General features: G+C 69.7%; 23 protein-coding genes, 1 tRNA gene and 2 pseudogenes. 13 read left to right on the forward strand and 13 right to left on the reverse strand.

Going from position 1 to position 25603, the window contains the following annotated elements; translation table 11 throughout:
- Nucleotides 1-46 precede the first annotated feature (46 nt).
- Entirely contained in the window at nt 47-1195 is a 1149-nt protein-coding gene (locus J7E96_RS10320; RefSeq protein WP_215129779.1) for a DUF475 domain-containing protein, read from the forward strand.
- A 117-nt stretch (nt 1196-1312) separates the two neighbouring features.
- On the forward strand, nt 1313-2056 hold the full coding sequence (locus J7E96_RS10325) for a Tellurium resistance (RefSeq protein WP_215129781.1): 744 nt from the start codon (nt 1313-1315) through the stop codon (nt 2054-2056).
- Nucleotides 2057-2082: 26 nt separating this feature from the next.
- Here the strand turns inward: J7E96_RS10325 and J7E96_RS10330 are convergent, their stop codons facing one another.
- Complete coding sequence (locus J7E96_RS10330; protein ID WP_215129783.1) at nt 2083-2883, reverse strand: TerD family protein; 801 nt, start codon at nt 2881-2883, stop codon at nt 2083-2085.
- 167 nt (nt 2884-3050) lie between these two features.
- Here J7E96_RS10330 and J7E96_RS10335 point away from each other — a divergent pair, with 167 nt between their 5' ends.
- The 6 genes from J7E96_RS10335 to J7E96_RS10360 all read left to right on the forward strand — a co-directional run bounded on the left by J7E96_RS10335 (nt 3051) and on the right by J7E96_RS10360 (nt 10624).
- Nucleotides 3051-4220, forward strand: a complete 1170-nt coding sequence (locus J7E96_RS10335; RefSeq protein WP_215129785.1) for an HpcH/HpaI aldolase/citrate lyase family protein — start codon at nt 3051-3053, stop codon at nt 4218-4220.
- A 1-nt stretch (nt 4221) separates the two neighbouring features.
- A complete protein-coding gene (locus J7E96_RS10340; protein ID WP_215129787.1) occupies nt 4222-6783 on the forward strand; it encodes a phosphoribosyltransferase in 2562 nt (853 codons plus the stop codon).
- Entirely contained in the window at nt 6780-7607 is an 828-nt protein-coding gene (locus tag J7E96_RS10345) for an HAD family hydrolase (RefSeq protein WP_215129789.1), read from the forward strand. Before J7E96_RS10340 ends, J7E96_RS10345 begins: the two co-directional genes overlap by 4 nt.
- A 135-nt stretch (nt 7608-7742) precedes the next feature.
- The gene (locus tag J7E96_RS10350; RefSeq protein WP_215129791.1) at nt 7743-8318 is read left to right on the forward strand and encodes an IS607 family transposase; all 576 of its coding nucleotides are present in this window, start codon (nt 7743-7745) and stop codon (nt 8316-8318) included.
- Entirely contained in the window at nt 8311-9942 is a 1632-nt protein-coding gene (locus J7E96_RS10355; protein ID WP_215129793.1) for a transposase, read from the forward strand. Before J7E96_RS10350 ends, J7E96_RS10355 begins: the two co-directional genes overlap by 8 nt.
- 22 nt (nt 9943-9964) lie before the next feature.
- Complete coding sequence (locus J7E96_RS10360) at nt 9965-10624, forward strand: O-methyltransferase (protein ID WP_215129795.1); 660 nt, start codon at nt 9965-9967, stop codon at nt 10622-10624.
- Nucleotides 10625-10655: 31 nt separating this feature from the next.
- Here the strand turns inward: J7E96_RS10360 and J7E96_RS10365 are convergent, their stop codons facing one another.
- From J7E96_RS10365 to J7E96_RS10375, 3 genes are all read right to left on the reverse strand, one after another.
- Nucleotides 10656-10877, reverse strand: coding sequence for a zinc ribbon domain-containing protein (locus J7E96_RS10365; protein ID WP_215129797.1), 222 nt, complete (start codon nt 10875-10877; stop codon nt 10656-10658).
- Nucleotides 10878-10916: 39 nt separating this feature from the next.
- Entirely contained in the window at nt 10917-12275 is a 1359-nt protein-coding gene (locus J7E96_RS10370; RefSeq protein WP_215129799.1) for a hypothetical protein, read from the reverse strand.
- Between the two features lie 72 nt (nt 12276-12347).
- On the reverse strand, nt 12348-13103 hold the full coding sequence (locus J7E96_RS10375) for a DUF4097 family beta strand repeat-containing protein (protein WP_374196653.1): 756 nt from the start codon (nt 13101-13103) through the stop codon (nt 12348-12350).
- A 196-nt stretch (nt 13104-13299) separates the two neighbouring features.
- On the opposite strand from J7E96_RS10375, the gene J7E96_RS10380 reads away from it, so the two are divergent.
- Nucleotides 13300-13374: transfer RNA gene (locus tag J7E96_RS10380), tRNA-Val, on the forward strand.
- A 263-nt stretch (nt 13375-13637) separates the two neighbouring features.
- On the opposite strand, the pseudogene J7E96_RS38415 reads toward J7E96_RS10380, so the two are convergent.
- Nucleotides 13638-13703: pseudogene (locus J7E96_RS38415) on the reverse strand (integrase); the annotation flags it as partial.
- A gap of 213 nt (nt 13704-13916) precedes the next feature.
- Nucleotides 13917-14519 carry a hypothetical protein gene (locus J7E96_RS10390; RefSeq protein WP_215129803.1) on the reverse strand — a complete coding sequence of 201 codons (603 nt, stop codon included), beginning with the start codon at nt 14517-14519 and terminating at the stop codon, nt 13917-13919.
- Between the two features lie 513 nt (nt 14520-15032).
- Here J7E96_RS10390 and J7E96_RS10395 point away from each other — a divergent pair.
- Nucleotides 15033-15350, forward strand: a complete 318-nt coding sequence (locus tag J7E96_RS10395; RefSeq protein WP_215129805.1) for a 4a-hydroxytetrahydrobiopterin dehydratase — start codon at nt 15033-15035, stop codon at nt 15348-15350.
- Between the two features lie 260 nt (nt 15351-15610).
- On the opposite strand, the gene J7E96_RS10400 is transcribed toward J7E96_RS10395, so the two are convergent.
- The 3 genes and pseudogenes from J7E96_RS10400 to J7E96_RS10410 form a co-directional block, all read right to left on the reverse strand.
- Nucleotides 15611-15823 carry a hypothetical protein gene (locus J7E96_RS10400; protein WP_215129807.1) on the reverse strand — a complete coding sequence of 71 codons (213 nt, stop codon included), beginning with the start codon at nt 15821-15823 and terminating at the stop codon, nt 15611-15613.
- Nucleotides 15824-15910: 87 nt separating this feature from the next.
- Nucleotides 15911-16753, reverse strand: a complete 843-nt coding sequence (locus J7E96_RS10405) for a helix-turn-helix transcriptional regulator (RefSeq protein WP_215129809.1) — start codon at nt 16751-16753, stop codon at nt 15911-15913.
- Nucleotides 16750-17490: pseudogene (locus tag J7E96_RS10410) on the reverse strand (DUF6879 family protein). Before J7E96_RS10410 ends, J7E96_RS10405 begins: the two are co-directional and overlap by 4 nt.
- Nucleotides 17491-18093: 603 nt before the next feature.
- On the opposite strand from J7E96_RS10410, the gene J7E96_RS10415 reads away from it, so the two are divergent.
- From J7E96_RS10415 to J7E96_RS10425, 3 genes are all read left to right on the forward strand, one after another.
- Nucleotides 18094-19020 carry a MurR/RpiR family transcriptional regulator gene (locus tag J7E96_RS10415; RefSeq protein ID WP_215129811.1) on the forward strand — a complete coding sequence of 309 codons (927 nt, stop codon included), beginning with the start codon at nt 18094-18096 and terminating at the stop codon, nt 19018-19020.
- 315 nt (nt 19021-19335) lie between these two features.
- Nucleotides 19336-19704, forward strand: a complete 369-nt coding sequence (locus J7E96_RS10420; RefSeq protein ID WP_215129813.1) for a hypothetical protein — start codon at nt 19336-19338, stop codon at nt 19702-19704.
- A 19-nt stretch (nt 19705-19723) separates the two neighbouring features.
- A complete protein-coding gene (locus tag J7E96_RS10425; protein ID WP_215129815.1) occupies nt 19724-19969 on the forward strand; it encodes a DUF2277 domain-containing protein in 246 nt (81 codons plus the stop codon).
- On the opposite strand, the gene J7E96_RS10430 is transcribed toward J7E96_RS10425, so the two are convergent.
- The 4 genes from J7E96_RS10430 to J7E96_RS10445 form a co-directional block, all read right to left on the reverse strand.
- The gene (locus J7E96_RS10430) at nt 19966-20607 is read right to left on the reverse strand and encodes a DedA family protein (protein WP_215129817.1); all 642 of its coding nucleotides are present in this window, start codon (nt 20605-20607) and stop codon (nt 19966-19968) included. The two genes, J7E96_RS10425 and J7E96_RS10430, sit on opposite strands and share 4 nt — an antisense overlap.
- Nucleotides 20608-20790: 183 nt before the next feature.
- A complete protein-coding gene (locus J7E96_RS10435) occupies nt 20791-22737 on the reverse strand; it encodes an FAD/NAD(P)-binding domain-containing protein (RefSeq protein WP_215129819.1) in 1947 nt (648 codons plus the stop codon).
- A 176-nt stretch (nt 22738-22913) separates the two neighbouring features.
- On the reverse strand, nt 22914-24614 hold the full coding sequence (locus J7E96_RS10440) for an alkaline phosphatase D family protein (protein ID WP_215129821.1): 1701 nt from the start codon (nt 24612-24614) through the stop codon (nt 22914-22916).
- Nucleotides 24615-24687: 73 nt separating this feature from the next.
- Nucleotides 24688-25344, reverse strand: coding sequence for an HNH endonuclease family protein (locus J7E96_RS10445; RefSeq protein ID WP_215129823.1), 657 nt, complete (start codon nt 25342-25344; stop codon nt 24688-24690).
- Nucleotides 25345-25603: the final 259 nt, after the last annotated feature.

Below are 25603 nucleotides of genomic sequence, written 5' to 3' on the forward strand. Positions count from 1 at the left end.
CGCGCACGGCGCGGGGGAGACCCGTACTTACACGATGGGGTAGCCAGTGGTTCTGAAAACCTTCGGCTGGTCGTTTGCCGTCACGGCACTCGGTCTAGCTTTCGCCGCCTGGCAGTGGGGGTGGGAGGCGTTCGGGGTCGTACTGATCCTGTCGATCCTCGAGATCTCACTGTCCTTCGACAACGCGGTCGTCAACGCCGGAATCCTGAAGAAGATGAATGCCTTCTGGCAGAAGATCTTCCTCACGATCGGCATCCTGATCGCTGTCTTCGGTATGCGGCTGGTCTTCCCTGTCGCCATCGTCGCGATCAGCGCCAAGGTCGGTCCCATCGAGGCGATTAAGCTCGCGATGGACAACCCCGAGCGGTACGAAGCCCTGGTCACGGACGCCCACCCGGCGATCGCGGCCTTCGGCGGCATGTTCCTGCTCATGATCTTCCTGGACTTCATTTTCGAGAACCGGGACATCAAGTGGCTCGGCTGGCTCGAGCGTCCGCTGGCCAAGCTCGGCAAGGTCGACATGCTGTCGGTCTGCATCGCACTCATCGTCCTGCTCGGTACGGCGATGACCTTCGCGACGCACGCGCACACCAGCACGGGATACCAGGACAAGTCGGCCACGGTACTGCTCGCCGGCGTCGCCGGTCTGATCACGTACCTCGTGGTCGGCGGTCTCTCCAGCCACTTCGAGAACAAGATCGAGGAAGAAGAGGAACGCGAGCACGAGGAGGAGGAGAAGGCCCTCGCGGAGGGCAAGGAAATCTCCGCCGTTGGCCTGGCCGGCAAGGCCGCCTTCTTCCTCTTCCTCTACCTGGAAGTCCTCGACGCCTCGTTCTCGTTCGACGGTGTCATCGGCGCCTTCGCCATCACGAACCACATCTTCTGGATGGCGCTCGGCCTCGGTATCGGCGCGATGTACGTACGTTCGCTCACGGTCTACCTGGTCCGCCAGGGGACCCTGGACGACTACGTCTACCTGGAGCACGGCGCGCACTACGCGATCGGCGCGCTCGCGGTCATCCTGCTGATCACCATCGAGCACCAGATCAGCGAGTTCATCACCGGTCTCGTCGGTGTCTTCCTGATCGCCGCCTCGTTCTGGTCCTCGATCCGCCGTAACAAGGCGCTCGCGGCAGCCGAAGGGGGAGACGGTCCGGCCTCGGGGGACAAGACTGAGGTCCCGTCCGGGGTGTGACCCCGTAGGGATTGAGGAACGCTCCTCAGCGGGGCGGTCACGAGGCGTCGGCCTCGGGGCCGCCTCGCGGCGTTACCCGGCTTATACGAGCACGAGCCACCTGGGGGGTGGGGCGGGATGGCCATCTGGGACAGCCTGCGGCGGGACAGGTCGGCCGAGCAGTTCGCGTCCGGCAGCGCGGCGAGCAACGCGATCGAACTGACCAAGCGGAACCCGTCGGTCTCGCTCACCAAGCAGGGCGCGACCACCGGCAATCTGCGCGTCAATCTTTCGTGGCGGATGCGGACCTCGGACATCGGGGGCAACAAGCCGCGGCGCAGTGGCAGCGTGCTGCGCCGGCCGTTCAAGTTCTTCCAGCCGGAACTCGTGCAGGCGCACACCCAGGGCGTGGTCAACGTCGACCTCGACCTCGGCTGCCTCTACGAGCTGGTGGACGGTACGAAGGGCGTCGTACAGCCGCTGGGCAGCTTCTTCGGCAGCCTGAACGAGCCGCCGTACGTCAAGCTCAGCGGCGACGACCGCTTCGGCTCCCCGTCGGGCGAGACGATCTACGTGAACCTCGACCACCGCGAGGAGATCAAGCGGCTGCTGGTCTTCGTCTACATCTACGACCAGACGCCGGCCTTCGACCGCACGCACGCGGTGGTGACGCTCTACCCGAGCAACGGGCCCCGGATCGAAATCGAACTGGACGAGCGCGCCCCGCAGGCGCGCTCGTGCGCCGTCTTCACCGTCGAGAACGCCAAGGGCGACCTGATGGTGCGCCGCGAGGTGAAGTTCGTCTACGGCTTCCAGGCAGAGCTGGACCGCCTGTACGGATGGGGTCTGCAATGGGGCCGCGGCTACAAGACGAAGGCGTGAGCAGCACCGCCCCCTACTGACCGCCCCTACTGACCGCGCACGAACTGCGGCCCCTGCGGCGGCAGCCGGAAGTTCGGGTCCGGAGCGAAGGCAGCGGCAGCGGCCGGCTGCGGATAGCCGTAGGCGGGCTGAGTCGAAGCCGACTGGGGGAAGCCGTAGGCGGGCGCAGGCGCGGCCGCGGGCTGCGGATAGCCGTACGCCGGCTGCATCGGCTGTGTGGGCTCCGAGGGCGCCGCCTGAGCAGGCGGCTCCGCCGGCTGAGCCGCCCCCTCCGTCTCGTCCACCGAGATCCCATGATCCGTGGCCAGCCCGATGAGCCCGTTCGAGTAGCCCTCGCCCAGCGCCCTGAACTTCCAGCCCTCACCGCGCCGGTACAGCTCCCCGCAGATCAGTGCGGTCTCCGCACCCGTCTCCGGCTTGACCTCGAAGTACGCGAGCGGCTCACCGCTCCCGGACGCGGTGGCGTCGTACACCTCGATGCACAGATCCCGCACGCGCTCGAACGGCACATCGTCCGTCGAGGCGACGATCAGAACCCGGTCCACGGCCGGCTCCAGCGCCGCGAGATCCGTCTGCACGGAGTCCGTCACGCCGTCGGGCAGGCGCTTCTTGCCCAGACTCCGCACCAGCCCGGAGGGGTGGCGGGGCTGGTTGTAGAAGACGAAGTCCTCGTCGGAGCGTACGCGCCGGTCGACGCCGAGCAGCAGGGCCGAGGCGTCCACTTCGGGGACGTCCGGGCCGGGGGTCCAGCGCAGCACAGCCCTTACGGCGGTGGCATCGAGCGGGACGTTCGAGCCCTTCAGCATGGCGTGCGTCATGTCGGTCATCCTGCCTCCCCAGGCCTCCCCCGGACAACGCGGGGCCCCTTCCAGGCATAGCTGCTTTCACGTGGGTAACCTGAAATTCACGTATGCGGGGAACTCTTGACACCACCCCTACGTACTATTACCGGCCATACAAGGATGCGCCGACACGGCGGCACGGGGGGTTTTTCATGCGTCATTTCGGACATATTCCGCCCCCTGTCCGGGAGAATCTCTTCCATCAGGAGCCCGTGGCGTTCGATGCCGGGTCCTCGGCCCGTACGCTCTCCGCCGCTCTCGGCGCCACGCTCTACAGCCCGGCCACCCGGCCGCGACTCGCTGACGACGTGGCGAAGCAGGCGGGGCGCGGAGTCGTCTCGATGGTGCTCTGCCTGGAAGATTCTATCGACGACGGGGAAGTCACCGGCGCCGAGGAGAACCTCGTCCGGCAGTTCGCGGAGCTCGACGCGCGCGGCCTGGAGCTGCCGCTGCTGTTCGTCCGGGTCCGGGAGCCCGCCCAGATTCCCGATCTGGTGCACCGGCTCGGCCCCTCGGCCCGACTGTTGTCCGGATTCGTACTGCCGAAGTTCACCGAAGAGCGGGGCGTCGCCTTCCTGGAGGCGCTCACGGCCGCGGAGGCGGTGAGCGGTCACCGCCTCTTCGCGATGCCCGTACTGGAATCGCCGCAGCTGCTCCACCTGGAGAGCCGGGCGGAGACACTCGCGGGCATCGCCCGCACGGTCGACAAGTACCGGGAGCGGGTGCTGGCGCTGCGGCTGGGCGTCACCGACTTCTGCTCGGCGTACGGGCTGCGCAGGTCGCCCGACATGACGGCGTACGACGTCCAGATCGTGGCCGGGGTCATCGCTGACGTGGTGAATGTGCTCGGACGCTCGGACGGCACGGGCTTCACGATCACCGGCCCGGTGTGGGAGTACTTCCGCGTCCAGGAGCGGATGTTCAAGCCGCAGCTGCGCCGCAGCCCCTTTGTGGGGCAGGCGGAGGCGCTGCGCGCGTCGCTCATCGAGCACGACATGGACGGTTTGCTGCGGGAGATCTCGCTCGACCGCGCCAACGGGCTGCTGGGCAAGACCTGCATCCACCCTTCACACGTGCTGCCCGTGCACGCGCTGTCGGTGGTCAGCCACGAGGAATTCAGCGACGCGCAGGACATTCTGCGGCCGGAGCGGGGCGGTGGCGGAGTGATGCGTTCCGCGTATACGAACAAGATGAACGAAGTGAAGCCGCACCGCGCGTGGGCCGAGCGCACGCTGCTGCGGGCCGAGGTCTTCGGGGTGGCACGCGAGGACGTCGGTTTCGTGGAGCTGCTGACAGCGGGAATAGCGGGAATAACCGACTGAGATGGGGACGGACGAAGTGGTGTGGTCGGGAACGTGGGTCGCGGAGCGGCTCGGCGTCGAACTCGTCGGTGACGGCGACGGGCAGGGGCCGGGCGGGCTGCACGATCTGCTGGGCCTGGCCCTGCGCCGCAACCCGAAGCGGGCCCATCTGCTGGTGTCGAACGTGCTGGGCAAGCACGTACCGCAGCTGCCGTCGCGGGTGTACGGCGCCGGATTCGCGCTCGGCGAGGACGTACGGAAACTGCTGGGCGAAGAGGCGGCCCGGCGCGCCGTGGTCCTCGGGTACGCCGAGACGGCGACCGGGCTCGGCCACGCGGTGGCGGACGGCGTCGGCGTAGCGCCGTACCTCCACTCGACGCGGCGGCCGGTGGACGGCGTCGCGACGGCGGGCGGCTTCGAGGAGTCCCACTCGCACGCCACCTCGCACCTGCTGCTGCCGGAGGATCCCGCGCTGCTGGCCGGGGAAGGGCCGCTCGTCCTCGTCGACGACGAGTTCTCCACCGGCAACACGGTGCTCAACACCATCCGCGACCTGCACGAGCGCTACCCGCGCGAGCAGTACGTGATCGTGGCCCTGGTCGACATGCGCTCGGTGCGGGACCGGGAGCGGCTGGAGGAATTCGCGCGGGAAATCGGCGCCCGGGTCGACCTGATCGCGATGGCCTCGGGCACGGTCCGCCTGCCGGCGGACGTACTGGCGAAGGGCCAGGCCTTGGTGGCGCGGTACGACGACACGGCTGCTGCTACCGCTGGGGCTCCTGGGACGGCCATGGGCGCCCCAGGAGCCCCAGGAGCCCTACAGGGGCTCCTGCACGCCCCTCCCGTGGCTGCCACGCCCGCCCGCGTCGAGCTGGGCTGGCCCGGCGGCGTGCCCGACGGGGGACGGCACGGGTTCGGTCCCGCGCACCGGGCCCTGCTGGAGGACTCGCTGCCGGGTATGGCGGAACGTATCGCCGGGGAGCTGCCCGAAGACGCCCGCCGGGTGCTGGTCCTCGGTTTCGAGGAGCTGATGTACGCACCGCTCAGGCTGGCCACCGCCCTGGAGGAGCGGGTCGACGCCGAGGTGCGGTACTCGACCACCACCCGCTCACCCGTGCTCGCCGTCGACGACCCGGGCTACGCGATACGCACGCGGATCGTCTTCCCCGCGCACGACAACCCCGCCGACGGCCCCGGCGCGCGGTACGCCTACAACGTCGCGGGCGCCGGCTTCGACGTGGTCGTCGCCGTTGTCGACTCCGCCGCCGACACCCCCGAACTGCACGCCCCGGACGGCCTGCTCGCCCGCCTCGCCGCCCATACCGGGCACGTGGTGCTGGCGGTCGTCCCTTCGTACACACCCGGCCCTTCGCACATGCCCGGTCCTTCCCGCATCCCCGGTGTCCCCCAACGGCAGGAGCCGCCCATGCCCGAGCCCCTCCGCGGCCCCGCCTTCTCCTCCTACGCGCCCGAGGACGTCGGCTGGCTCCTCCAGGACCTCTCGGACGTCGAGCTGGAGGCCCCGACGGAGGAGCGCGAGGAGGCGATCCAGAGCGGCGGCGCCCACTACGCCGAGTCGCTGCCCGTCGAGTACCAGCCGAGCCCCCAGTACCAGCAGCTCTTCATGGCGGCCCTGGAGACGTCGGCGGCCCGTATCGCCCGCGCCGTGGCCACCGTCACCGAGACGGTCCTCGCCGAGCGCTCACCGCGCCCCGTGCTGGTCTCCCTCGCCCGCGCCGGCACGCCCGTCGGCGTACTGATGCGCCGCTACGCCCAGCACCGGCACGGGCTCGACCTCCCGCACTACGCCGTCTCCATCGTCCGCGGCCGCGGCATCGACGAGACCGCCCTGCGCTGGCTCGCCGCACACCACGACCCGGCCGATGTCGTCTTCGTCGACGGCTGGACGGGCAAGGGCGCGATCACCCGTGAACTCGCCGAAGCGCTGGACAACTTCGCCGCCACCACCGGCATCGGCGGATTCGACCCCGAGATCGCCGTCCTCGCCGACCCCGGCGGCTGCGTGAAGACGTACGGCACCCGCGAGGACTTCCTCATCCCCTCCGCCTGCCTCAACTCCACTGTCTCCGGCCTGATTTCGCGTACGGTCCTGCGGTCCGACCTGGTCGGCCCCGACGACTTCCACGGGGCGAAGTTCTACCGCGAACTCGCCGACAACGACGTGTCCGGTCACTTCCTCGACACCGTCGCCGCCCGCTTCGACGAAATCGCGGACGCCGTGGACGCCGACGTGAAGGAGCTGCTCTCGGCGGACCGTGCCCCGACCTGGGAGGGCTGGGCGGCGGTCGAGCGGATCAGTGAGGAGTACGGCATCCACGACGTGAACCTCGTCAAGCCCGGTGTCGGCGAGACGACTCGCGTCCTGCTGCGCCGCGTCCCCTGGAAGATCCTCGCGAAGCGCGACGCCGGCGCCGACCTCGACCACGTGCGTCTCCTGGCGGAGCAGCGCGGCGTACCGGTCGAGGAGGTCGACGGCCTCCCGTACACCTGCGTCGGGCTGATCCACCCCAAGTACACACGTGGCGCCACCGGCGCGGACGGCAAGGCGGTGGCAGCGAAGTGACCAGCCACCCTCCCGTCCTGATCGCCAGCGACCTCGACCGCACCCTGATCTACTCCACCGCCGCGCTCGGCCTGCGCATGCCCGACGCCCAGGCGCCGCGCCTGCTGTGCGTGGAGGTGTACGAGAGCAAGCCGCTCTCGTACGTCACCGAGACCGCCGCCGCCCTGATGGCGCAGCTCGCCGCCGGGACCTGCTTCGTACCGACGACCACCCGCACCCGCGAGCAGTACCACCGGATCCGGCTCCCCGTCCCCACCCCCGCCTTCGCGATCTGCGCCAATGGCGGCCACCTGCTGGTCGACGGAGTGTCCGACCCGGACTGGCAGGCTCAGGTGGCCACGACACTCGCGGACGAGTGCGCCTCCCTGGCCGAGGTCCGCGCCCACCTCGTCGCCGCGGCCGACCCCGCCTGGCTGCTCAAGGAGCGGGTGGCGGAGGACCTCTTCGCGTACCTCGTCGTCGAACGCGCGCTGCTGCCGGACGAATGGGTCAAGGAACTCGGCGAGTGGGCGGAGGAACGAGGCTGGACGGTCTCCCTCCAGGGCCGCAAGATCTACGCCGTCCCGAAGCCGCTCACCAAGAGCGCGGCCATGCGCGAGGTGGCCCGCCGCACCGGCGCCACCCTCACCCTCGCCGCAGGTGACTCCCTCCTCGACGCGGACCTGCTGCTGGCGGCGGACTACGGCTGGCGGCCGGGACACGGCGAGCTGGCCGACACGGGCTGGACCGCCCCACAGGTCACCGTGCTGCCGGAGGCCGGTGTCGCGGCGGGCGAGGAGATCCTGCGCTCCTTCATCCGCGCGGCCGGCCGACACCCGCTCTGAGCACCCGGCGGCGCAGAGGGGAGTATGCAAAGCTCGCCGGGGGACCTGACAGCTCGCCGGGGGGTATTCAACTGCTGTTGGACATGGTCGTTTGAGTGAGCGTAACCATGAGGTGGTGAGTGTCGTTGTCGTGGTGTGAATCTGACGGAATGGGCGAAGGCGCAGGGTGTGCATCCGCAGACCGCGTATCGCTGGTTTCGTGAGGGGACGTTGCCGGTACCGGCTCAGAGGGTCGGTCCGCGCACAATCCTGGTGAACATGGAGTCCAGCACCACGCGCGGGCGGGTTGGTGGTGTCGGCCTGTATGCCCGGGTGTCCTCCCACGATCAGAAAGCGGATCTGGAACGTCAGGTCGCACGCTTGTCGGCGTGGGCCGTGAAGGCCGGACACCGTGTCGTGCGGGTCGAGTCCGAGATCGCCTCGGGCATGAACGGCTCCCGCACGAAGGCCCGTCGCCTGCTGGCCGACCCGGACGTGACCTGCGTGGTGATGGAGCACAAGGACCGGCTCGGCCGCATGAATGTGGAGCTGGTCGAAGCAGCCCTGTCCGGGACCGGGCGTCGCCTGATCGTTCTGGATGACGGTGAGATCGAAGACGACCTGGTGCGCGACATGGTGGAGGTGCTGACGTCGTTCTGCGCCCGCCTGTATGGCCGCAGGTCGGCGAGGAACCGGGCCATGAAAGCTGTGGAGGCGGCCGAGCGTGGCTGAACTCCGCCCGATCGCTTCCTCGTTCGTCGCGTCCGGCCCATCAGGCGTGGCGGTACGCGATCGTCTCAAGCACCTCACGCCGGCGGATGAGAAGATCCTGCGCCTGGTCGGTGAGCACATGGGTGCGCTGGCATCCCGTGACCTCAAGGCCCGCTGCGCCGATGGCCTGGAGCATTCAGCGGACGCGTGGGCGGTGCGTAAGCGGGAGCTGACACCGCTGTCGTCGTCGCGGTGGGCGGGTGCGCTCACCAAGGCCACGCACGATCAGTGGGCGCTCGCCAGGCGTGGCCAGGCGGCGCACATCCAGAACCTGGAAGCCGGGGTCAAGACGGTCGCGCACCGCTTGTCCCTGCCGCTCGCAGCCAAAGCCAGCAGGCACGCCGGTGGTGGATACCGGTCGAAGCGGGAGTGGCATGCGAAGACGCGTCGTCTGCACCTTCTCGAGGACCGGCTCAACCGTGCGCGAGCCGACCGCGACGCCGGTCGCGTGCGGGTCGTGCGGGGCGGTAAGCGCCTGCTCAACACCCGTCACCACCTGGCCAAGGCCCAGCTCACCGAGGCACAGTGGCGCAAGCGGTGGGAGGCGGAGCGCTGGTTCCTCGCCGCTGACGGCGAATCCGGCAAACGCTTCGGGAACGAGACGATCCATGTCACCGGCGACGGCGAGTTGAGCATCAAGCTTCCCGCTCCGCTCGCGCATCTGGCCAACAGCAAGCACGGCCGGTACGTCGTCACCGGCAAGGTTGCCTTCGCTCACCGGGGTACGCAGTGGGCCGACCGTATCGCCGCGAACCAGGCCGTCGCCTACCGCATCCACTACGACGTGCCCCGTGGCCGCTGGTACCTCACCGCGTCCTGGCAACGGCCCCTCGTCCAGACCGTTCCACTCAAAGCAGCACTCGCAGGCGGTGTCATCGGCGTTGATACGAACGCCGACCACCTCGCCGCCTGGCAGCTCGACACCCACGGCAACCCGATCGGCGAGCCAAGGCGGTTCTCCTACGACCTGTCGGGAGCCGCGACGCATCGCGACGCCCAGATCCGGCATGCTCTCACCCGCCTGATCACATGGGCACAGCGCGTCGGCGTGAAAGCCATCGCCATTGAAGACCTGGACTTCACGGCGGACAAGACCCGCGAGAAGCACGGCCGCAAGCGCCGCTTCCGCCAATTGATCTCCGGGATGCCCACCGGGAAACTCCGCGCCCGCATCGTCTCCATGGCCGCCGAAGCCGGACTGGCAATCGTCGCGGTCGATCCCGCCTACACCAGCAAGTGGGGCGCACAGCACTGGCAGAAACCCCTCACCAGCACCAACCGCAAGACCAGCCGCCACGATGCCGCGAGCATCGCGATCGGCAGGCGCGCCCTCGGACACCCGATCCGGCGACGGACAGCACCGCCCCGCGACGACCAGAGAGATCACCGCGGGCATCGGACCGTCCAGGCCCGACCAGGCAACCGAGGACGCGAGGAAACCCGCCCCCATTATCCCGGACCACGCACCCGATGCGCGCAGCCGGACCATGGAGCGAAAGCGGGTGACCAGCGTGCCCAACACCGTTCGCGGCACGCGGCTGAGCATGGGCCCTGGCAACAGGACTCACTCCCGCTCAGTCTTTAGGAACGGTCTGACAGGGAGTGCGATGAGCATGGGAAAGAGCACCACGGTCACCGACGAGCTGTACGCGTACATGCTGGCCCACAATCCGCCGCTGGACGCCGTCCAGCGGGAGCTCGTCGAGACGACCCACCGGCAGCTGCCCGAGCAGGCGCGCATGCAGTCCGCCGCGGAGCAGGGCCCGTTGCTGGCCTTCCTGGTCCGGCTGATCGGGGCACGTCACATCGTGGAGATCGGTACGTTCACCGGCTTCTCCGCGCTGTCGATGGCGCAGGCCCTGCCCGCCGACGGCCGGCTGATCACGTGCGACGTGTCGCAGGAGTGGACGGCGTACGCACGCGAGGCCTGGGCGAAGGCGGGCGTCGCCGACCGCGTCGAGCTGCGCATCGGGCCCGCCCTGGACACGCTGCGCGCGATGCCGGCGGAGCCGCACATCGACTTCGCCTACGTGGACGCCGACAAGGAGAACTACGTCCCGTACTGGGAGGAACTGGTGCCCAGGATGCGGCAGGGCGGAGTGATCGCCGCCGACAACGTCTTCTGGGGCGGCGGAGTCACGGACCAGGACGCGACAGGCGCGGCGGCCGCGATCAAGGAGTTCAACGACCGGGTGACGGCCGACGCGCGGATGGAGAGCGTCATGATCCCCGTCGCGGACGGCATGACGCTCTCCAGGAAGCGCTGACCCTCAGCCGCAGCACCCTCAGCCGCAACCCTCAGCCGCAGCACCCGCCGCCGCAGCACCCGCCTCCGCCCCCACCGGAGGGCGCGGGAGCGGCGGACGACTTGGCCGTCCCGCCCACGGCGACGGCGGACAGCAGCTTGACGGTGTCGTCGTGCCCGTCCGGGCAGGTGGCGGGCGCGGAGGACTCGGCCATGGGCCGGTTCAGCTCGAAGCTGGTGCCGCAGGAGCGGCAGCGGTACTCGTAACGGGGCATGCGAACAGGTTACTGACTCTTGCCGAGCCGCCGGCCGGCTCAGGAGCCCGCGCCCCGTTCCTCCCGGATGTCCGAGACGACCCGCGCCACTGTCCGCCGTACCCCCTCCATCTCGGTCAGGAAGTGCCAGTAGTCGGGATGGCGGCCTTCCAGACCGGCGACGGCCCGGTCAAGCCGGGCCACCGAATCGTCCAGAGGGCGGGCATGCCGCGGATCGGGCGTACTGCGCCCGGCCATGGCCAGCCGCTGGGCGTCCCTGATCGCGAACCGCGTCCGCTCGATCTCCCGCTGCGGGTCCTTGGACACGGCGTTGAGCCGCTGCAACCGGTCACCGGCGGCCGAAACCGCCTCGTCGGTGGAGTTGAGCAGCGCCCGGACCGTACTGAGCAGGGAGACGGCGTCCGGCCACCGCTGCTCGTCCCGCGCCTTCGCCGCTTCCCTGATCTTCTCCTCGGCCTGCCGGACCGTGCTCGCCGTCTGCGCGGGTACGCCCTGAAGGTCCTGCCAGCACGCGGCCGTGAACCGGCGGCGCAGCTCGCTCAGGACCGGCTCGACCTTGTCCGCCCGGGTCGTCAGCGCCTGGGCCCGGGTCCGCAGGGACACCAGCCGCCGGTCGATCTCCGCCGCGCGCTCCGGCAGCCGCTCGGCCTCGGTCCGTACGGCGTCGGCATCGCGCAGCACCTGGTCCGCGCGCTGAAGCGTCTCCGGTACGCCGTGCCGCCCGGCGCCCTGGTTGAGCTTGGTGAGCTCGGGCGCGAGGGCCGCGAGGCGCGCCGCGAGATCGTCGGCCCTGAGCCCGGAGGCCCGTACCGCATCCAGTGCGTTGCTCGCCGCGAGCAGTGTCTGGCGGGCCCGTTCCACGGCGGGGGCGAGCCGGGCGAGCTGCGTCTCGGCGGTTTCGAGCAGTGGCCCGAGCCCCGCCGCGTACCGGTCGAGCTCGCCCTTGACCCGTACCAGCTCGTCCTTCGCACTGCTCAGCTCCGCGCGCGCCTTGGCGGCCGTGGAGGCCTCCAGGTCGTCGCGGTCGAGGTCGTGGGCGTCGACGGCGGTGATGTACGCATGACTGACCTCGTCGATACGCCGCCCGAGCGCCGCGAAGTCCTCGACGGCCTTGCGCGCGGCCGGCGTACTGTCCACGGCCGTGATCGTCTCGATCGAGATCCGCAGGTCGCGCTGGGTGGTGTCCAGCTCGTAGAAAGCCGCGGCGGCCGCGTCCTTGGCGGCCTGCGCGTCGGCGCGCACATTCTCCCCGCGCCCGCCGAACCAGCGCCTCGTACCGCCGCCCGCGAAGGCGAGGGGAAGCGCGACGAGAAGCGGCACCGGCAGCAGCAGGAGCGCGACGACATCCCTGACGGCACGTACTCGCTGCGTGTACGGCTGCGCGTGTGTCGCCGTCACATCCCACTCCCGTGCTGTGTCCGCCCTGCCCGGTTCATTCTCCCACCAGGTAATGACGAACACAGGGGCCGGTTAGTTCGCGCTTCGCACGGTAACTTCCCCGTTGTCGCTGCGAGCCCGTACGACATGCGGACTGCTCGGATCGCGCGGCACGTCGATCCGGACGTCCCCGTTGTCGCTCTTCGCCGTAACGCTGTACGTGGCGCGGGGCAGTTCGATGCCGATCTCGCCGTTGTCGCTGGTGGTCTCCACCAGGTCCGGGACGACCGTGAACGCCATCCGCACGCTTCCGGAGTCGGAGGTCGCGTTCACCCGCTCGGACGAGATTCCCTCCCCGACGATTTCCCCGTTGTCGCTGGTCAGCTCCAGCGGCCCGCTGGAGTCCTTGACGGTGACCTCGCCGTTGTCGGACCGAAGCGTCAGAGCGGTGTCGAACCCGGCGGCCGTCACGCTCCCGTTGTCGTCCTTCACCGTGACGGCGACCCCGCGCGGCACCTTCACCCGGTGCCACGACTCGCAGTCGCTGACCATCGCCGTGCAGTGCTGCCGCAGGACGAGCTTCGCGCCCTTCATCTCCCAAGTGGACTCGGGCCCCTCCCCGAGAAACACCCACCCGTCGGCCCGCCGCGTGACCTCCACGTCCTTGACGTCGGCCGGAACGAGCTCGAGGGCGGAGTTGTCTGCGTCAATGGTCAGCGTGTCCCCACTGAACCCAAACGACCGCTGCTCGGCGGGAGCGTCCTTGGCCTCGGCGCCACAGCCACTCAGAGCCACCACGCCGACGAGGGCCCCGCCGACGGCCAGAAAGGTGCGGGTACGAAGTGCCACGGTGATCGATCCCCCAGGTAGTCCCACGTGCGAACCTTCACCGTACGAACGGCCCCCGCCCCAGCACGATGCGGACCACCACCGAACCGGGGTGGGGTTATCCCCACCAGCCCCGCCCCCGGCACACCACAGCGCCCCACCAGGCAACCGATTGCAATCCCACCGCCCACTCGATGTACGCTGTTGCCTCATCCACGGGTGCGTAGCTCAGGGGTAGAGCGCTGCTCTTACAAAGCAGATGTCGGCGGTTCGAAACCGTCCGCGCCCACCAGCAGGAAGCACGACAAAGGCCCAGGTCACCGGTAGTAATCCGGCAGCCTGGGCCTTGATCGTTCTTCGGTCGTACGGCCGAGAGAGGGGCGTCGTGCCAGCTACGTGCCAGATACGTCTTCTGACTCTGCCGGCCGGACCTTCCTGACCCTTCCTGATCTGCTCGTCGACGTGAGCGGCGATCGCGTGATCCCGACCGTTGACCAGGTGCTGATAGATCAGCGCCGCCCGCACCGACGAGTGCCCCATGCGCTGCATCAGCTCACGCGTGGTTGCACCGCCGGTCGCAGCGAGCGTGTTCCCCGTGTGGCGGAGGTCGCGAAAATGCACGTCCCCCAGCCTGGCCTTTTCGACAGCCCGGAGCCAGATGCGGCGGAAGTTGTTCCGGCGCGCAGCTGGCCACCCCGTGCCCCGGTGAAGACCTGCCCGTACGACTTGGCTCGGCGTACAGGTCGAGATGCACAGCCAGCTCAGCCGTCAAAGATCCTGCAGCTCAAGCCCAAAGCCGCTCCACCGACCTCGCGCGTCTGTGGAGGTTTCGACCTAACCCGCTGACCATGCAGGTTCACCGATGGGATCCAAGCCCATCTCGCCAAGTCGGCGCCGAACCTTCCTGATGTCGGCATTGGTCAAGACCGCATCCCCCAGAGCAGCAAATGCCCGTGCAGAGTCGCCGTCGTGGATCTCCCCCAGCTGGGTTTCCAGAGCCATCTTGATCGCGGGCAGGTCCTGTGACCAGTTACGAACGTGCCATCCCAGCATGTCCGCGAACTCCCGGCTTGGCCGTACGCCGACCACGCGGCGGTCGGCCCAGATCACCTTGTAACCATTCCAAACCCTCTCAAAACACCACAGCAGGATGAAGTAGTGGTGACGCAAGTCCGCAGCCTCAGCGCTGCTCTCTCTCAGCGCCTTCTCCAGGTCGGGACTGACTCTGTCGGCTTCCCACTCGCTTCTGACTGCGAACGCCAACTCTCCGAGTGGTTTCCGCGCGTCTGCCACGACGCCCGAGGTTAAATCGATGTGGAGGGCACGGGCGATCTCCATATTGGCCCTCCGCCTCTGGGCCACTGTGGCCACGAGCGAGAGCGCGAGTGCCACGATCGACACGGCCAACGCTACGAGGGGCATTACCTGGTTGGACACGCGTGCCTCCAAAACGGTGTGGCGATCTGCTCCGTACAGGGTTGCGGATCAAGCCGTGAGGCGAACGACGGTTTCCAAGTTTGCGCTCTTCCACCGTCACCTCCGCGAGGGCCTGAGGTGCAGCAGCGGAGTACAGCAACCGCACTGACCGCAGTCGGCCTCCACCGGCCCCAGGAAGGCGGCTGGCGGGCCCAGCAGGCCTCAGCGACCGCCCCGCCGGTAGCCGTGCAGGGCAAGCATCCGGAGCCAGCGTTCCGGCGGGCGGCCCCAGCGAGGCATAGTCACCTTGCCCGCGCGCGCCGCGTCGACACTGAACCGACCGCCGGGCGGGAACTGGTCGGACCAGGCCGTAGAGATCGCGCGGCAGGTGGCACAGATTGCCGTCGAGACCCGGTCAGCCAGGATGCGCCGGGAGTTGAAGGCCGTGGAGCGGGCGGATGCGGCCGTGACAGTATGCCCCGATCGGCCAAGAGCTCGACGAGCTGCTGGCCTCAGTGACCGAAAGGGGATGACGTGGCGCAGGGACTGGTACCGCTGACGGACCAGGAGATAGCGGAGCGCCTGGAGCACCTGCCCGGCTGGGAGCAGGTCGGGAACGAGATCACCCGCAGGTACGACGTTCGGTATCACGCGGGTGTCGCCGTGATCGTGCACGTGGCGGACCGGGAACGCCGGATCCAGCACCACGCAGACATCGACCTCCGGATCGACCATCTTCGCTTCGGCATCACGACCCACGACGCGGGCCACGTGCTGACCGCGGCAGACTTCGACCTGGCCGCCCGCATCGACGCGATCGTGGAGGCGCACCAGGCGATCCCACTCGACTGACCCCGGACGCACACGACAACGCTCCCTGCCCTGGCCGAAGCCGGAACAGGGGGCGGCTCCAGGTTACTTCCCTGATCACGGACCGCGTGCTCACTGCTTGTCACCCGCACGGCGGGGCCAGGAGGCACCCGAGTATTCGTGGTAGTGATCGCTGTTGTGGTTCGGGTCCTTGAGGGTGCAGCACCGAGCCGGGGTGTCAGGCTTCGGCGACCAGCAAATCGTGAGCCCGGCCGGCCGTACAGTCTCCGCCGTCGTGCCCCTCACGACGCCGGCCGTTCCGGAGCGCCGGCGGCGGGGACGAGGCCGCGCTGCTCACGGCACGGAGCGCAGGCGTACTTGGCATAGCCCGGTCCGGACGTCTGCTCGACGGCGTCGATGAGGGCGGCGGTCAGCGATGGGCCCTTGTGCCAGTGGCACCAGGTGCCGGGCAGTCCCGCTCCGGTGGCCCCCGAGGGGCGGGTTCCTGTCGTCATGAGGACGACGGTAGGGACGGCGGTTGCGCCGTCGCGCGCCGATTGCGCCGGATTGCGCGAGTCGGTCTGCGAGTTGTTGGTGATTGCTTACCCGTGGTCGAAAGAGGCTCTTGCGCGGCCAATGATCCGCCTTGCCTGCTGCCCATGAACAGCGGCTTCGGCCAGCCAGTCCCACGCGCGGCCGTACAACTGGATCGTGTCTTCGTCGTCGAGCCACATCTCCGTGCCCAGGGTCTCGACGATGACCAACCGCTGGTCGTAGATCCAGAAGCCGTGAGTCGGGGCTCGGCGCAACTGGGCGCCGAGCGGGATGATGCCGAGCTCGATGGTGTCGAGGCCGATCAAGCTGACGAGCCGATCAAGCTGTGCGGCCATGACCTCGCGGGGGCAGGTGAGGACGTACAGGGCGCCCTCCCACACGAGGAAGCGGAAGCGGCGGCCAGACTCGTACAGGGACCCTTGGCGGCGGATGCGGGCCCGCACTGACTCCTCGATGTCCCTGGGGACCTGCCGGAACTCGGCGTTCGCTTCGAATGTGGCGCGGGCGTATGGGGCCGTCTGGAACAGCCCTGGGATCCGCGCGACTTCAAGGCCCCGGATGGTCTGCGTGGCTGCCGTCTCCACGATCCCCAGTTCCTGCCGGGCACGGTGACCACCCGCCAGTTGCCTACGCCACGAACGGTACTGCGTCTCAAGCCCAGCCAGTCGGCCCTTGAGCTCTCCTGCCAGATCCGGCCGTCCGACCGCGTCGGCCCACAAAGCCAGGTCCGCCGCCGACGGAGTCTGTTTGCCGCTCTCCAGCCGCGACACCTTGGACCGCTGCCAGCCCAGCCGCTCTGCGATGCCCTTACCGTCCAGACCGGCCTCGGTCCGCAGCTCACGCAGCCGCGCACCAAGGACGACCCTTGCGCTCTGGAAGTCGGTGCTCACACGGTGGAACGTACCCGCCCGGCGAACTCTGCGGTACGGACAGCGTGGTGCCAGGCGGCGTCACGCGCTTGGCACGCGGCGAGGACTTCGGCAGGGTCTTCGGTCATCACGACGCCGAGGGTGGTGTCGTCCTCGTCGAAGACGAAGCGTACGAGGAGCCGCGAGTCGAAGAGCCAGAAGTCGTGGTCGGGTAGACCTAGCCGTACGGCTTCCTTACGGGGCAGGTTGCGGATGTCCTAGCCCGCAGCAACGTTGCTCGGCGCGGTGGCGAGGAGGAACCGTTGCCCCTCGGTCGGCGGGTTGTCGACGATGCATACGCGCTCGAACCGCCGGCCCTGCGCGGTCGCTCGCTGCACGTTCAGCCGCCACTCATTGAACGGTTCGGTCGCCAAGTCCTCGCCCGCCCGCCACCGCTGCCACTTCGGACTGTTGCGATCGGAGGCGTAGCCGCGGCGGGTTTCCAGTCGCCATGCGGTGTGCTTGAAGTCCCTGAACAGGTGCGCGACTTCCGTGAACGGGACGACCTCGGGTGCACTGCCCTGCGGGGCGAAGCGGGTGAGGAGATCACGTGGCACGATGACGAAGGTCTCCGTCTCTCTTACGTCACGAAGCTTGGCGAGGTGCTCGGGGTCTGCCACCTTGTCGCCCTGGACGAGGATCTCGCCAGTCTCTTCGACTTCGTACAGCGTGGGGCAGTCTCCGTCATCACAGGTGGTACCGAGGAACCTGAGCGCCATGTCGCCCTCCATCTGCGCTGGTTGGGGAACAAGGATGCGCCGGATAGCACGCGGCCGCCCGCTGATTGCGGCAGATTGCGGAGCGGGTACGAGCTCCTGCGGTTGCGTGCAATCTGGACGCACGAAAGCGCCCCTGCCCTACCCGAAGGGTGAACAGGGGGAAACGCTTCTGGCGCCCCCTGGCGACCGGAGGGGGGCGTTGTGCACCGGTTGGGGGAGTGGTGCGCCTTCCGGCTGCGGCGTAGGACCCGTAACCCTGGACTGGTTCGCACGACAGGCGAGGCCAAGGGGGAATCGTGGCTCGTACGCAGTCCAGGTGTGGAGCGCTGACGGAGAAGGGGACACGGTGCCGGCGGCTGGCGATGGTGGACGCATCGCGGTGCGATCTGCACCGCGGCGACTGGTCCTCGTACACCGTCCAGAGGCGCAAGGAAGCCGAGCGGAAAGCGAAGGGGCGGTGGAGGTGCGAGTGACAGCGGTCTGAGCGAAACGTCGGTGCTGCCGCAGGAAACACCTGGTGAAAGGCTGACCGTGACGGTTTCCGTGGGGGGTGCGGGCGGTCGGCTATGTTGAGCGTCAGTGGGACGAGAGGGAGGCACACCGGTGCCATCACATCAGCAGGCACGCGCACAGGCGTCTGCGATTACGCGTGGAAAGCAGGCTCCGGAAGGGGACGGATCCCCGGAGGGATCTCCTGCGGACCGCGTGCGCGCGCTGTTCGGTGGGCACCGGCTTTCCCCCGCCCAGCGGCGTATCGCCCAGTACATCATCGATCACCTCACCGAGGCCGCGTTCCTGTCCATCACCGACCTGGCGGAGCGGGTCGGGGTGAGCCAGCCGTCCGTGACGCGCTTCGCGTCGTCGTTGGGGTTCAGCGGGTTCCCCGCGCTCCGTGAGGCTCTGCAGCCCATCGCGCTCAGCTCCGTCTCCGGTTCGCGGGAGGAAATCCGGCGCAACGAGCTTCAGGCAGCCGTCGATGCCGAGATCGAGAACCTGGAGAGCCTGCGGCGCACCCTTGCCGACCCCGGGCGGGTCCTCGACGTGGGGCGCGAGCTCGCCCGGTCGATGCCTCTGACGGTTCTGGGGCTGCGGATCTCCGTGTCTTTGGCCGAGTACTTCGCCTACGCGGCCCGTCGTATCCATCCCGACGTACGCCTGGTGACCCGCGGCGGAAGCGTCGCCTACGACGCGCTGCTCCAGTCGCGGGAGGCCGGCGGGACGTGGGTGGTGGCGTTCGCGATGCCGCGGCATGCCAACGAGACGCTGGCGGCGATGCAGGCCGCCCGCAGCACGGGGCTGCGCGTCGCGCTGATCACCGATCTGACGCTCGGGTCCCTCGTGGACGAGGCCGACGTGGCGCTCACCGCCCGCACCGGATCCCGTCTCGTCTTCGACTCCTATTCGGCGCCGGGGGTCCTGTCCTGCGCCGTCCTCCAAGCCATGGCCGACGCCGACCCCGTGCGCACCCAGGCGCGGCTGGAGGGGTACGAGCAGGTCGCGGACCAGCACAAGTTCTTTCTCGACGACTGAGACGCCCGTCTGTTCCATGGTTACGGAGCGTCCTTTCATCGCACGCAGGGTATGAATTTTTTCATACCCTTGCGTACTCGGCGGTATATATGTTTACTGCCTGTGGCTGTCACAGCCCTTGCACGTCACATCAGTGGATACCCATGAGCGGCGCACTCCTCCTCACGTCGCCCACGGGTGTTCTCTCCGGGTAGTCCGCTTTCCTCGGCGGACGGCCCCTTGGCGGTCCCGGTCTACCCCTGGGCCGGGACCGCCCACATATCTCCGCGGCACCCCGCGAACAGAGCCCGTCCACCACCCGCCGGAGCGACGACGATGTCCCAGACCCTCTCCACGCTCAGCCCGGACTGGCCGTGTCAGGTCAAGGCCCCGGGCAGCCACGACTGGGAGCGCACGGCGGCCCGTTGGCTGCGGGACCTCCTGCCGGCCCGCTACGCCGGATACTCGACGCTCACCCGCCACCCCGTCCTCCTCGCCCGCCACGCGCAGCTCCAGGTCGAGCACGAGATCCGCGCCGTCCGGGTGGCGCTGCGTACCTGCCGCGCCGAGCTGCCCACCCTCGGAGTCTCCGAATCGGTCATCGAGGGCACCATCAGGCTCTACGCCGTCGAGCTGGAACAGCTCAACCGGCTCGCCCGCGCCGTCCGGCTCATCACCGAAGCGCTCCTCGCCGGCAACCGCTGACCGGCGATACCGTCGTTGTATGTGCCGCAGCATCAAGACGCTCCGTCCGCCCGTCCTCCCCGAAGAGGCCACCGACGAGGACATCCGCGCGGCTGCCTTGCAGTACGTACGCAAGGTCTCCGGGTTCCGGGTGCCCGCCGCTCACAACCGTGAGGTCTTCGACCAGGCCGTCGACGAAGTTGCCGAGGCGACCCGCAAACTCCTCGCCGGTATCGAGGTGCGAGGGGGAGGAAGAGGGGGACCTGTGGTTACGCAGGAGGCTTAAAGCGTGACTGTTGCCGGCGTCGCCGCTACCGGACGGCGTACGAACAGGGCCGCCAGCGAGCCCGCCGCGAACAGCGCCAGCAGCGACACCGCCGCGCCCAGCCAGGACGCGCCCAGCCACTGCGCGCCGAAGTAGCCCAGCCCCACGCTGTAGCCGGCCCACGCCATGCCCGCCAGGACCGACCACGGCAGGAACTCCCGCACCTTGCGGTGCGCGGCTCCCGCGCCCAGCGAGACCACGGAGCGGCCCGCCGGGGCGAAGCGGGCGATGACGACGAGGATGCCGCCGCCGCGGCTGAGCGCGGTGCCGAGACGTTCCTGCGCGGTGGTCAGGCGGCGTGAGCGGGCGATGGCCCGGTCGAGGCGTTCGCCGCCGCGCCAGGCCAGCCGGTACGCCACGAAGTCACCCAGTACGGACGCGGTGGTCGCGCACGCCAGCAGCGCGAGGATGTCGGGCACCTGGTGCGCGACCTGGCCGGCGGCGACGACGGTGGTGGAGCCCGCCGCGGCGGCGGTGGCCGCCGTGATCACCAGTACCCCGCTGGGGAGGACCGGCAGGAAAACGTCCATGACGACGGAGACCGCGACCACAACGTAGATCCATGGGCTGCCGGTCAGCGCCCCCACACTTTCGAACAACGTGACTCCCCGGTTCGTGACAACGCCGCGACGTCGCAGGGGAGCGGCAGGGGCGGCTGTACAGCCATACAGCGTACGCCTGCGATATCGGCGGAGATCGTCAGGGGCGCGACGATGTTGGACATGTCACGTTCAAGGGGTTTTCGGGAATACGGGTGGGAACAGGGGGCCGTAAAGCCCCGCTCAGGTCGGTGTCCGGTTCGTCTGTGGCGCGCCGATTGCCGCCGTCGTACGTACCTTCACCGCCGCCCGCAGCGCCGCGCGCGCCACCGCGTCCGCGTCCGTCAGCGTCACCGAGTCCACCCCGGGCCTCGCGCCCGCCGCCGTCACCCAGTGCACGCCCTCCGTGGGCACTCCGAACGCGAAACGGCGCAGGTGCGGCCGCCCCTGACTGTCTATCAGGTGGTACGGGCGGCGCGTGACGTCCAAGCCGCCCGTCTCGTAACCGTCAACCGTGTGCGGGCGGCACTGGCCGGTCTTCAGGAGCCGTGCGAGGAGTTCGTCCGCCGTACGCCGCAGATCGGGCTCCGGCAGCCGCGCCTCGATGAGGGTCGTGGCCGAGACCTCGGAACCGGGTATGTCGGGGGAGGCGGCGATGAAGGCGTCGCTCGACGTTTCCACCGTCATGCGCGGGCCTATGACGTGCAGCACGCCCGCCTCTATCAGCGCCGTCATCTCCTCGATCCGCCTGCGCGGCGGGCCGATCGAGAGAAAGGCGTTCAGCGGCGTGTACCAGCGGTCGAGGTGGTCGCGGCGCGACGCGCCCGGCAGACCGGCGTGGTCCACGATCTGCCGCAGCTCGTTGCGCAGGTCGCGCAGTACGTCGAGGGCGGCCTTGCGCGGGCCCGCGACGTTCCCGAGCGCCGCGTGCGCCGCGTCCCGCCGCAGGTGGCGCAGCAGCCAGGCGCGGTGGTCCGCCGGGTCACGGAAGGTCTGGCCGGTGTACGGGCGGGCCGTCACGTCCCAGCACCAGCGCTCCTCGTGCGGCACGCCGAACTCGGCGAGTACGTCCGCCTCTTGGGCACTGCGGTGCGCGGTCGCGAGGAAGCGGACGCGAAAGCCCTCGCGTCGCGACGTGGCCTGCGTGCCCAGCAGCGTCTCGTAGTAGACGGTCTCCACCTCCTTCGCGACCAGCGGCCATATCTCGGCCAGGAAGTCGGGCGGATCGCCCGCGTCCGCGCGGGCGCGGAAGGCCGCGATCACGCCGGGCGTGAGGAGCAGCGGCTGGTGCCTGCCGTACGGGCCCTTCGCGTTGTCGCCGCGCGCCTGGTGCGGTACGCCGCGCCGCGACCCCGCGTACAGCAGCGGCTCGCGGCCCGACGGGTGGTAGACGAGGCCGCCGCCGGGGGCGCGGGTGAAGGTGCCGCCGCGCCCTGCGGTCAGCAGCGCCATGTGGTCGAAGAAGTTGAGGCCGAGACCGCGCAGCAGGACCGTTTCGCCGGGGGCCAGGGCGGAGAGATCGAGGTCGGCGGGGTTCGCGGGCGGCAGGTGGCGCAGGCCGTGGCGGGCGGCGTAGGAGGCGAGGTGCGAGTCCGACTGGTCCGGGTGCACCGGCAGATGGCCCTGGGCGAGGACGACCGCGCTCAGCCCGGTGAGCGTCTCGCCGTTGTCGAGGGCGAGGGTCTGGGTGGAGTCCGGCCGGCCGTCGTGGGCGTCCTGGAGGCTTACGGCGCGTGCCTGATGCACCCGTACGGTGACCGATTCCGGTGCGCAGCCCACCACTTGGCGGAACACCCACTCCAGGTAGCGGCCGTAGCAGGCGCGGGTCGGGTAGTCGTCGGGACCGAGCGGTGCGTGGGGACCGAGCGGTGCGTCGGCGCCGAGCGGTGCGTCGGCGCTGTGCGAGGCCGCCCACTCGTACAGGCTCGGCCCCGGGCGTATCGGGCCCTCGCAGGCGACGCTCGCGTCCGTGAAGAGCGTGACCTGCGAGGCGACCGTGTTCATCAGCAGCTCGGCGGGCTGTCCGGTACGCCACACCCGGCCCGCCCCCGGCGGTGCGGGGTCGACGACATGCACCGTCAGCCTGGTGTCCGGTGCCAGGGCGGGCACGGAGGCGCAGAGCCTTTCGAGCACGCTGGTGCCGCGGGGGCCGGCGCCCACGACAGCGAGGGCTTGGTGCACTGCGGACAAAGCGGTGACTCCCGGGGCGAGCGTGGTGTGGGGGGCGCTGGAAGCGGAGGGTCCGCATCATCATGCCGGTGGAGTGCGGGAAGTCGTAGCCCTGCTGTGCAGGATCTCCGCCGCTGTGGGAAGGATCACGGTGGGTGACCACCGGGGGTGCGGGGCTCTGCCCCGGAGTCCGGCTCTCAATCGCCGGCCGCGCGGACCGTGTCCGGCACGGCCGGGTCCGTCAGGTCCCTCTCCAGTACGGTCGCCAGCCCCGCGTTCCCGCCCCTCCTCGCCCGCGCCTGATCCAGCCGCAGTACCGCCGAACGGCCCCGCAGCGTCAGTGTCATCAGCTGGTTGCCGAACCACGGGCCCGACGTCTTCCGCCAGTCGATCCGCGGCTCCCCGGCCCGCCCGTGCCGTGCCAGGAAGCGGCCGAGGCGCCGGCCCGTCCTGCTCCAGCCGAAGCGGAAACCGAGGCGTATCGAGGCGGGAATGGTGTTGTGGACCGGGGAGCAGGTCAGCTGCAGTACCCGCGCAGACGGGCCGGCCGCGCCGCGCCAGTCCGGTTCGGCGACGTACGCGTGATGCACATCGCCCGACAGCACACACACCGTCGCCGGGGCAGCCGGGCCCGAACCCGCCTCCGCGATCAGATCCGTCAGCTGCTCGAAGGACGCCGGGAACGCCGCCCAGTGCTCCAGGTCGGAGCGTCTGCGCAGGTCCTCGGCAAAGCGCGCCCACCGGCCGCCCGGCCCGCCCCGCTCGCCCCGGCACAGCGCCGCGTTCCAGCCCTCCGCGTCGTGGATGAGCGGCGGCAGCAGCCAGGGCAGCGAGGTGCCTATGAGCAGGTGGTCGTACGAGCCCGGGTCCTCCAGCGCCTGATCGCGCAGCCACCGCGCCTCGGCGTCGTCGAGCATCGCGCGCCGGTCCTCCTCCAGGACGCGGGCCGCCCGCGTGTCGACCATGAGCAGCCGCACGCGCCCGAAGTCGCGCCGGTAGCTCCAGCGCACGCAGGCCGGGTCGGCGTCGGCCCGCGCCGTGAATTCCCGCAGGCGTTCCGTCCCGTCGGGCAGCGCCCGTACGGCCGCGTACAACTCGTCGGATGCGAGCTCGGACGGCGAGAGGTTGCCGAGGTGCTGGTAGACCCAGTACGACATCAGGCCGCTGAGGATCCGCTCCCGCCACCAGGGGGTGGCGCGCATCTCCGCCAGCCAGGAGGCGCTGGTGTTCCAGTCGTCTATCACGTCGTGGTCGTCGAAGATCATGCAGCTGGGGACGGTGGAGAGCAGCCAGCGCACCTCCGGGTCCAGCCAGGACTCGTAGTACAGGCGGGCGTATTCCTCGTAGTCCGCGACCTCCGCGCCCGGCGGCTCGCGCAGATCGCGCCGCGCGGCCAGCCAGCTCCGCGTCGCCTTCGATATCTCGTCGGCGTACACCTGGTCGCCCAGCAGGAGCAGCGCGTCGGGGCGTATCGCCGTCGGGTCGGCCGCGAGGCTCGTGGCGAGCGTGTCCAGCGCGTCGGGGCCCACGGGGTCGTGCTCGCCCTCGGCCGGTGCGGCCCAGCGGCACGAGCCGAAGGAGACGCGCACCTCCTCGCCGCCGACAGCGGGTGTACGGATGGTGCTAGGCGGGAAGCGGGAGCCTTCCAGTGGCCACACCCGCCGCCCGTCGAGCAGCACTTCGTACGCCGTCTCCGAGCCGGGGCGCAGCCCGGTCACGGTGATCAGTGCGTAGTGGTGTCCGGCGATCTGGAACGTACGGGACAAACCGCCCGAATCGCCCTCCTCGCACCGCACTTCCGCCGTGCATGGCCGGCTCGTCTCGACCCACACGGTCGCGGTGTCACCGGCCTCGCGGTCGACGTACCGCAGCAGTGGTCCCAGGCGCAGCGCGGCCATAAGTCGTCCTCCTCTGTCGCCCCGTACGGTACGGAACGACAGGGGAGGGTGGCGAGGTTCCTGGTCAGCGGTTTCAGCAGTTGTTGAGCACGCCCTGGAGCGCGCTCTTCTCGGCCGGGTCCACGGTCAGGTTCCAGTGGTGCTTCACATGCACCCACATCCGGGCGTACGTGCAGCGGTAGGTGGTGCGCGGCGGGAGCCATTCCGCCGGGTCGAGGTCGCTCTTGGCCTGGTTGACGTCGTCGGTGACGGCGATGAGCTGCGGGCGCGTCAGGTCGTTGGCGAAGGACTGCCGCTGCGAGGTCGTCCAGCCGCTCGCGCCGGAGCGCCAGGCCTCGGCGAGCGCCACGACGTGGTCGATGTCGACGTCGGACGCGGCGCGCCAGGTGGCGCCGTCGTACTCGGAGTACCAACTGCCGCTGACCGCCGCGCAGCCGGCGTCCTGCTGGACGTTCGTACCGTCGCGCTTGAGGACGACCTCGCGGGTGTTGCAGGCGCCCGACTGGGTGCTCCAGTGCGGGAACAAGTCGCGGCTGTAACCGGAGGACGAGCCTTCGGCCCGTTCGGTCAGCTGGCCGAGGTACGTGCGGGCGGTGGCGGCGCTCACGGGGGTGGGCGGGGACGCCTGGGCGGTGGGGGCGGTGAGCAGGACGCTCGTGCCGGTGAGGGCGGCGGAGGCGGCGAGGACGGCTATTCGGCGGGCGGTTCGACGCGCGTAGACACCTGACATGCGGACTCCTCTGATGTGGGGGGCCTGACCGGATGCCCGTCACCATGCCGGGCTCGGTCATCGTGGCGGCGCCAGATTGCCGGGGGATGGGCGCCAGGTAACAGCCTGACGACATGAGCACGTCACATCAAGGGTTCTGACATCCCGACACCGTTCCTCCACCGCCCTAGACCCGTACTTCGCGGGTCGTTGATTCGTATGGTGTGACCGGTCCGGGGGTGTCCTCGGGCCGGGGTGTGGCGTTGGGTGGGGTGTGTCG

The organism is Streptomyces sp. ISL-96, assembly GCF_018614035.1.
In the GTDB taxonomy this organism is placed as follows: Bacteria; Actinomycetota; Actinomycetes; order Streptomycetales; family Streptomycetaceae; genus Streptomyces.

Excerpts from the sequence above, each read along its gene's own strand:
- J7E96_RS10325 (WP_215129781.1), top strand. The coding sequence starts at position 1,313 with ATGGCCATCTGGGACAGCCTGCGGCGGGACAGGTCGGCCGAGCAGTTC.
- J7E96_RS10330 (WP_215129783.1), bottom strand. The coding sequence starts at position 2,883 with ATGACCGACATGACGCACGCCATGCTGAAGGGCTCGAACGTCCCGCTC.
- J7E96_RS10335 (WP_215129785.1), top strand. The coding sequence starts at position 3,051 with ATGCGTCATTTCGGACATATTCCGCCCCCTGTCCGGGAGAATCTCTTC.
- J7E96_RS10340 (WP_215129787.1), top strand. The coding sequence starts at position 4,222 with ATGGGGACGGACGAAGTGGTGTGGTCGGGAACGTGGGTCGCGGAGCGG.
- J7E96_RS10360 (WP_215129795.1), top strand. The coding sequence starts at position 9,965 with ATGAGCATGGGAAAGAGCACCACGGTCACCGACGAGCTGTACGCGTAC.
- J7E96_RS10365 (WP_215129797.1), bottom strand. The coding sequence starts at position 10,877 with ATGCCCCGTTACGAGTACCGCTGCCGCTCCTGCGGCACCAGCTTCGAG.
- J7E96_RS10400 (WP_215129807.1), bottom strand. The coding sequence starts at position 15,823 with ATGACGACAGGAACCCGCCCCTCGGGGGCCACCGGAGCGGGACTGCCC.
- J7E96_RS10420 (WP_215129813.1), top strand. The coding sequence starts at position 19,336 with ATGTCCCAGACCCTCTCCACGCTCAGCCCGGACTGGCCGTGTCAGGTC.
- J7E96_RS10425 (WP_215129815.1), top strand. The coding sequence starts at position 19,724 with ATGTGCCGCAGCATCAAGACGCTCCGTCCGCCCGTCCTCCCCGAAGAG.
- J7E96_RS10440 (WP_215129821.1), bottom strand. The coding sequence starts at position 24,614 with ATGGCCGCGCTGCGCCTGGGACCACTGCTGCGGTACGTCGACCGCGAG.
- J7E96_RS10445 (WP_215129823.1), bottom strand. The coding sequence starts at position 25,344 with ATGTCAGGTGTCTACGCGCGTCGAACCGCCCGCCGAATAGCCGTCCTC.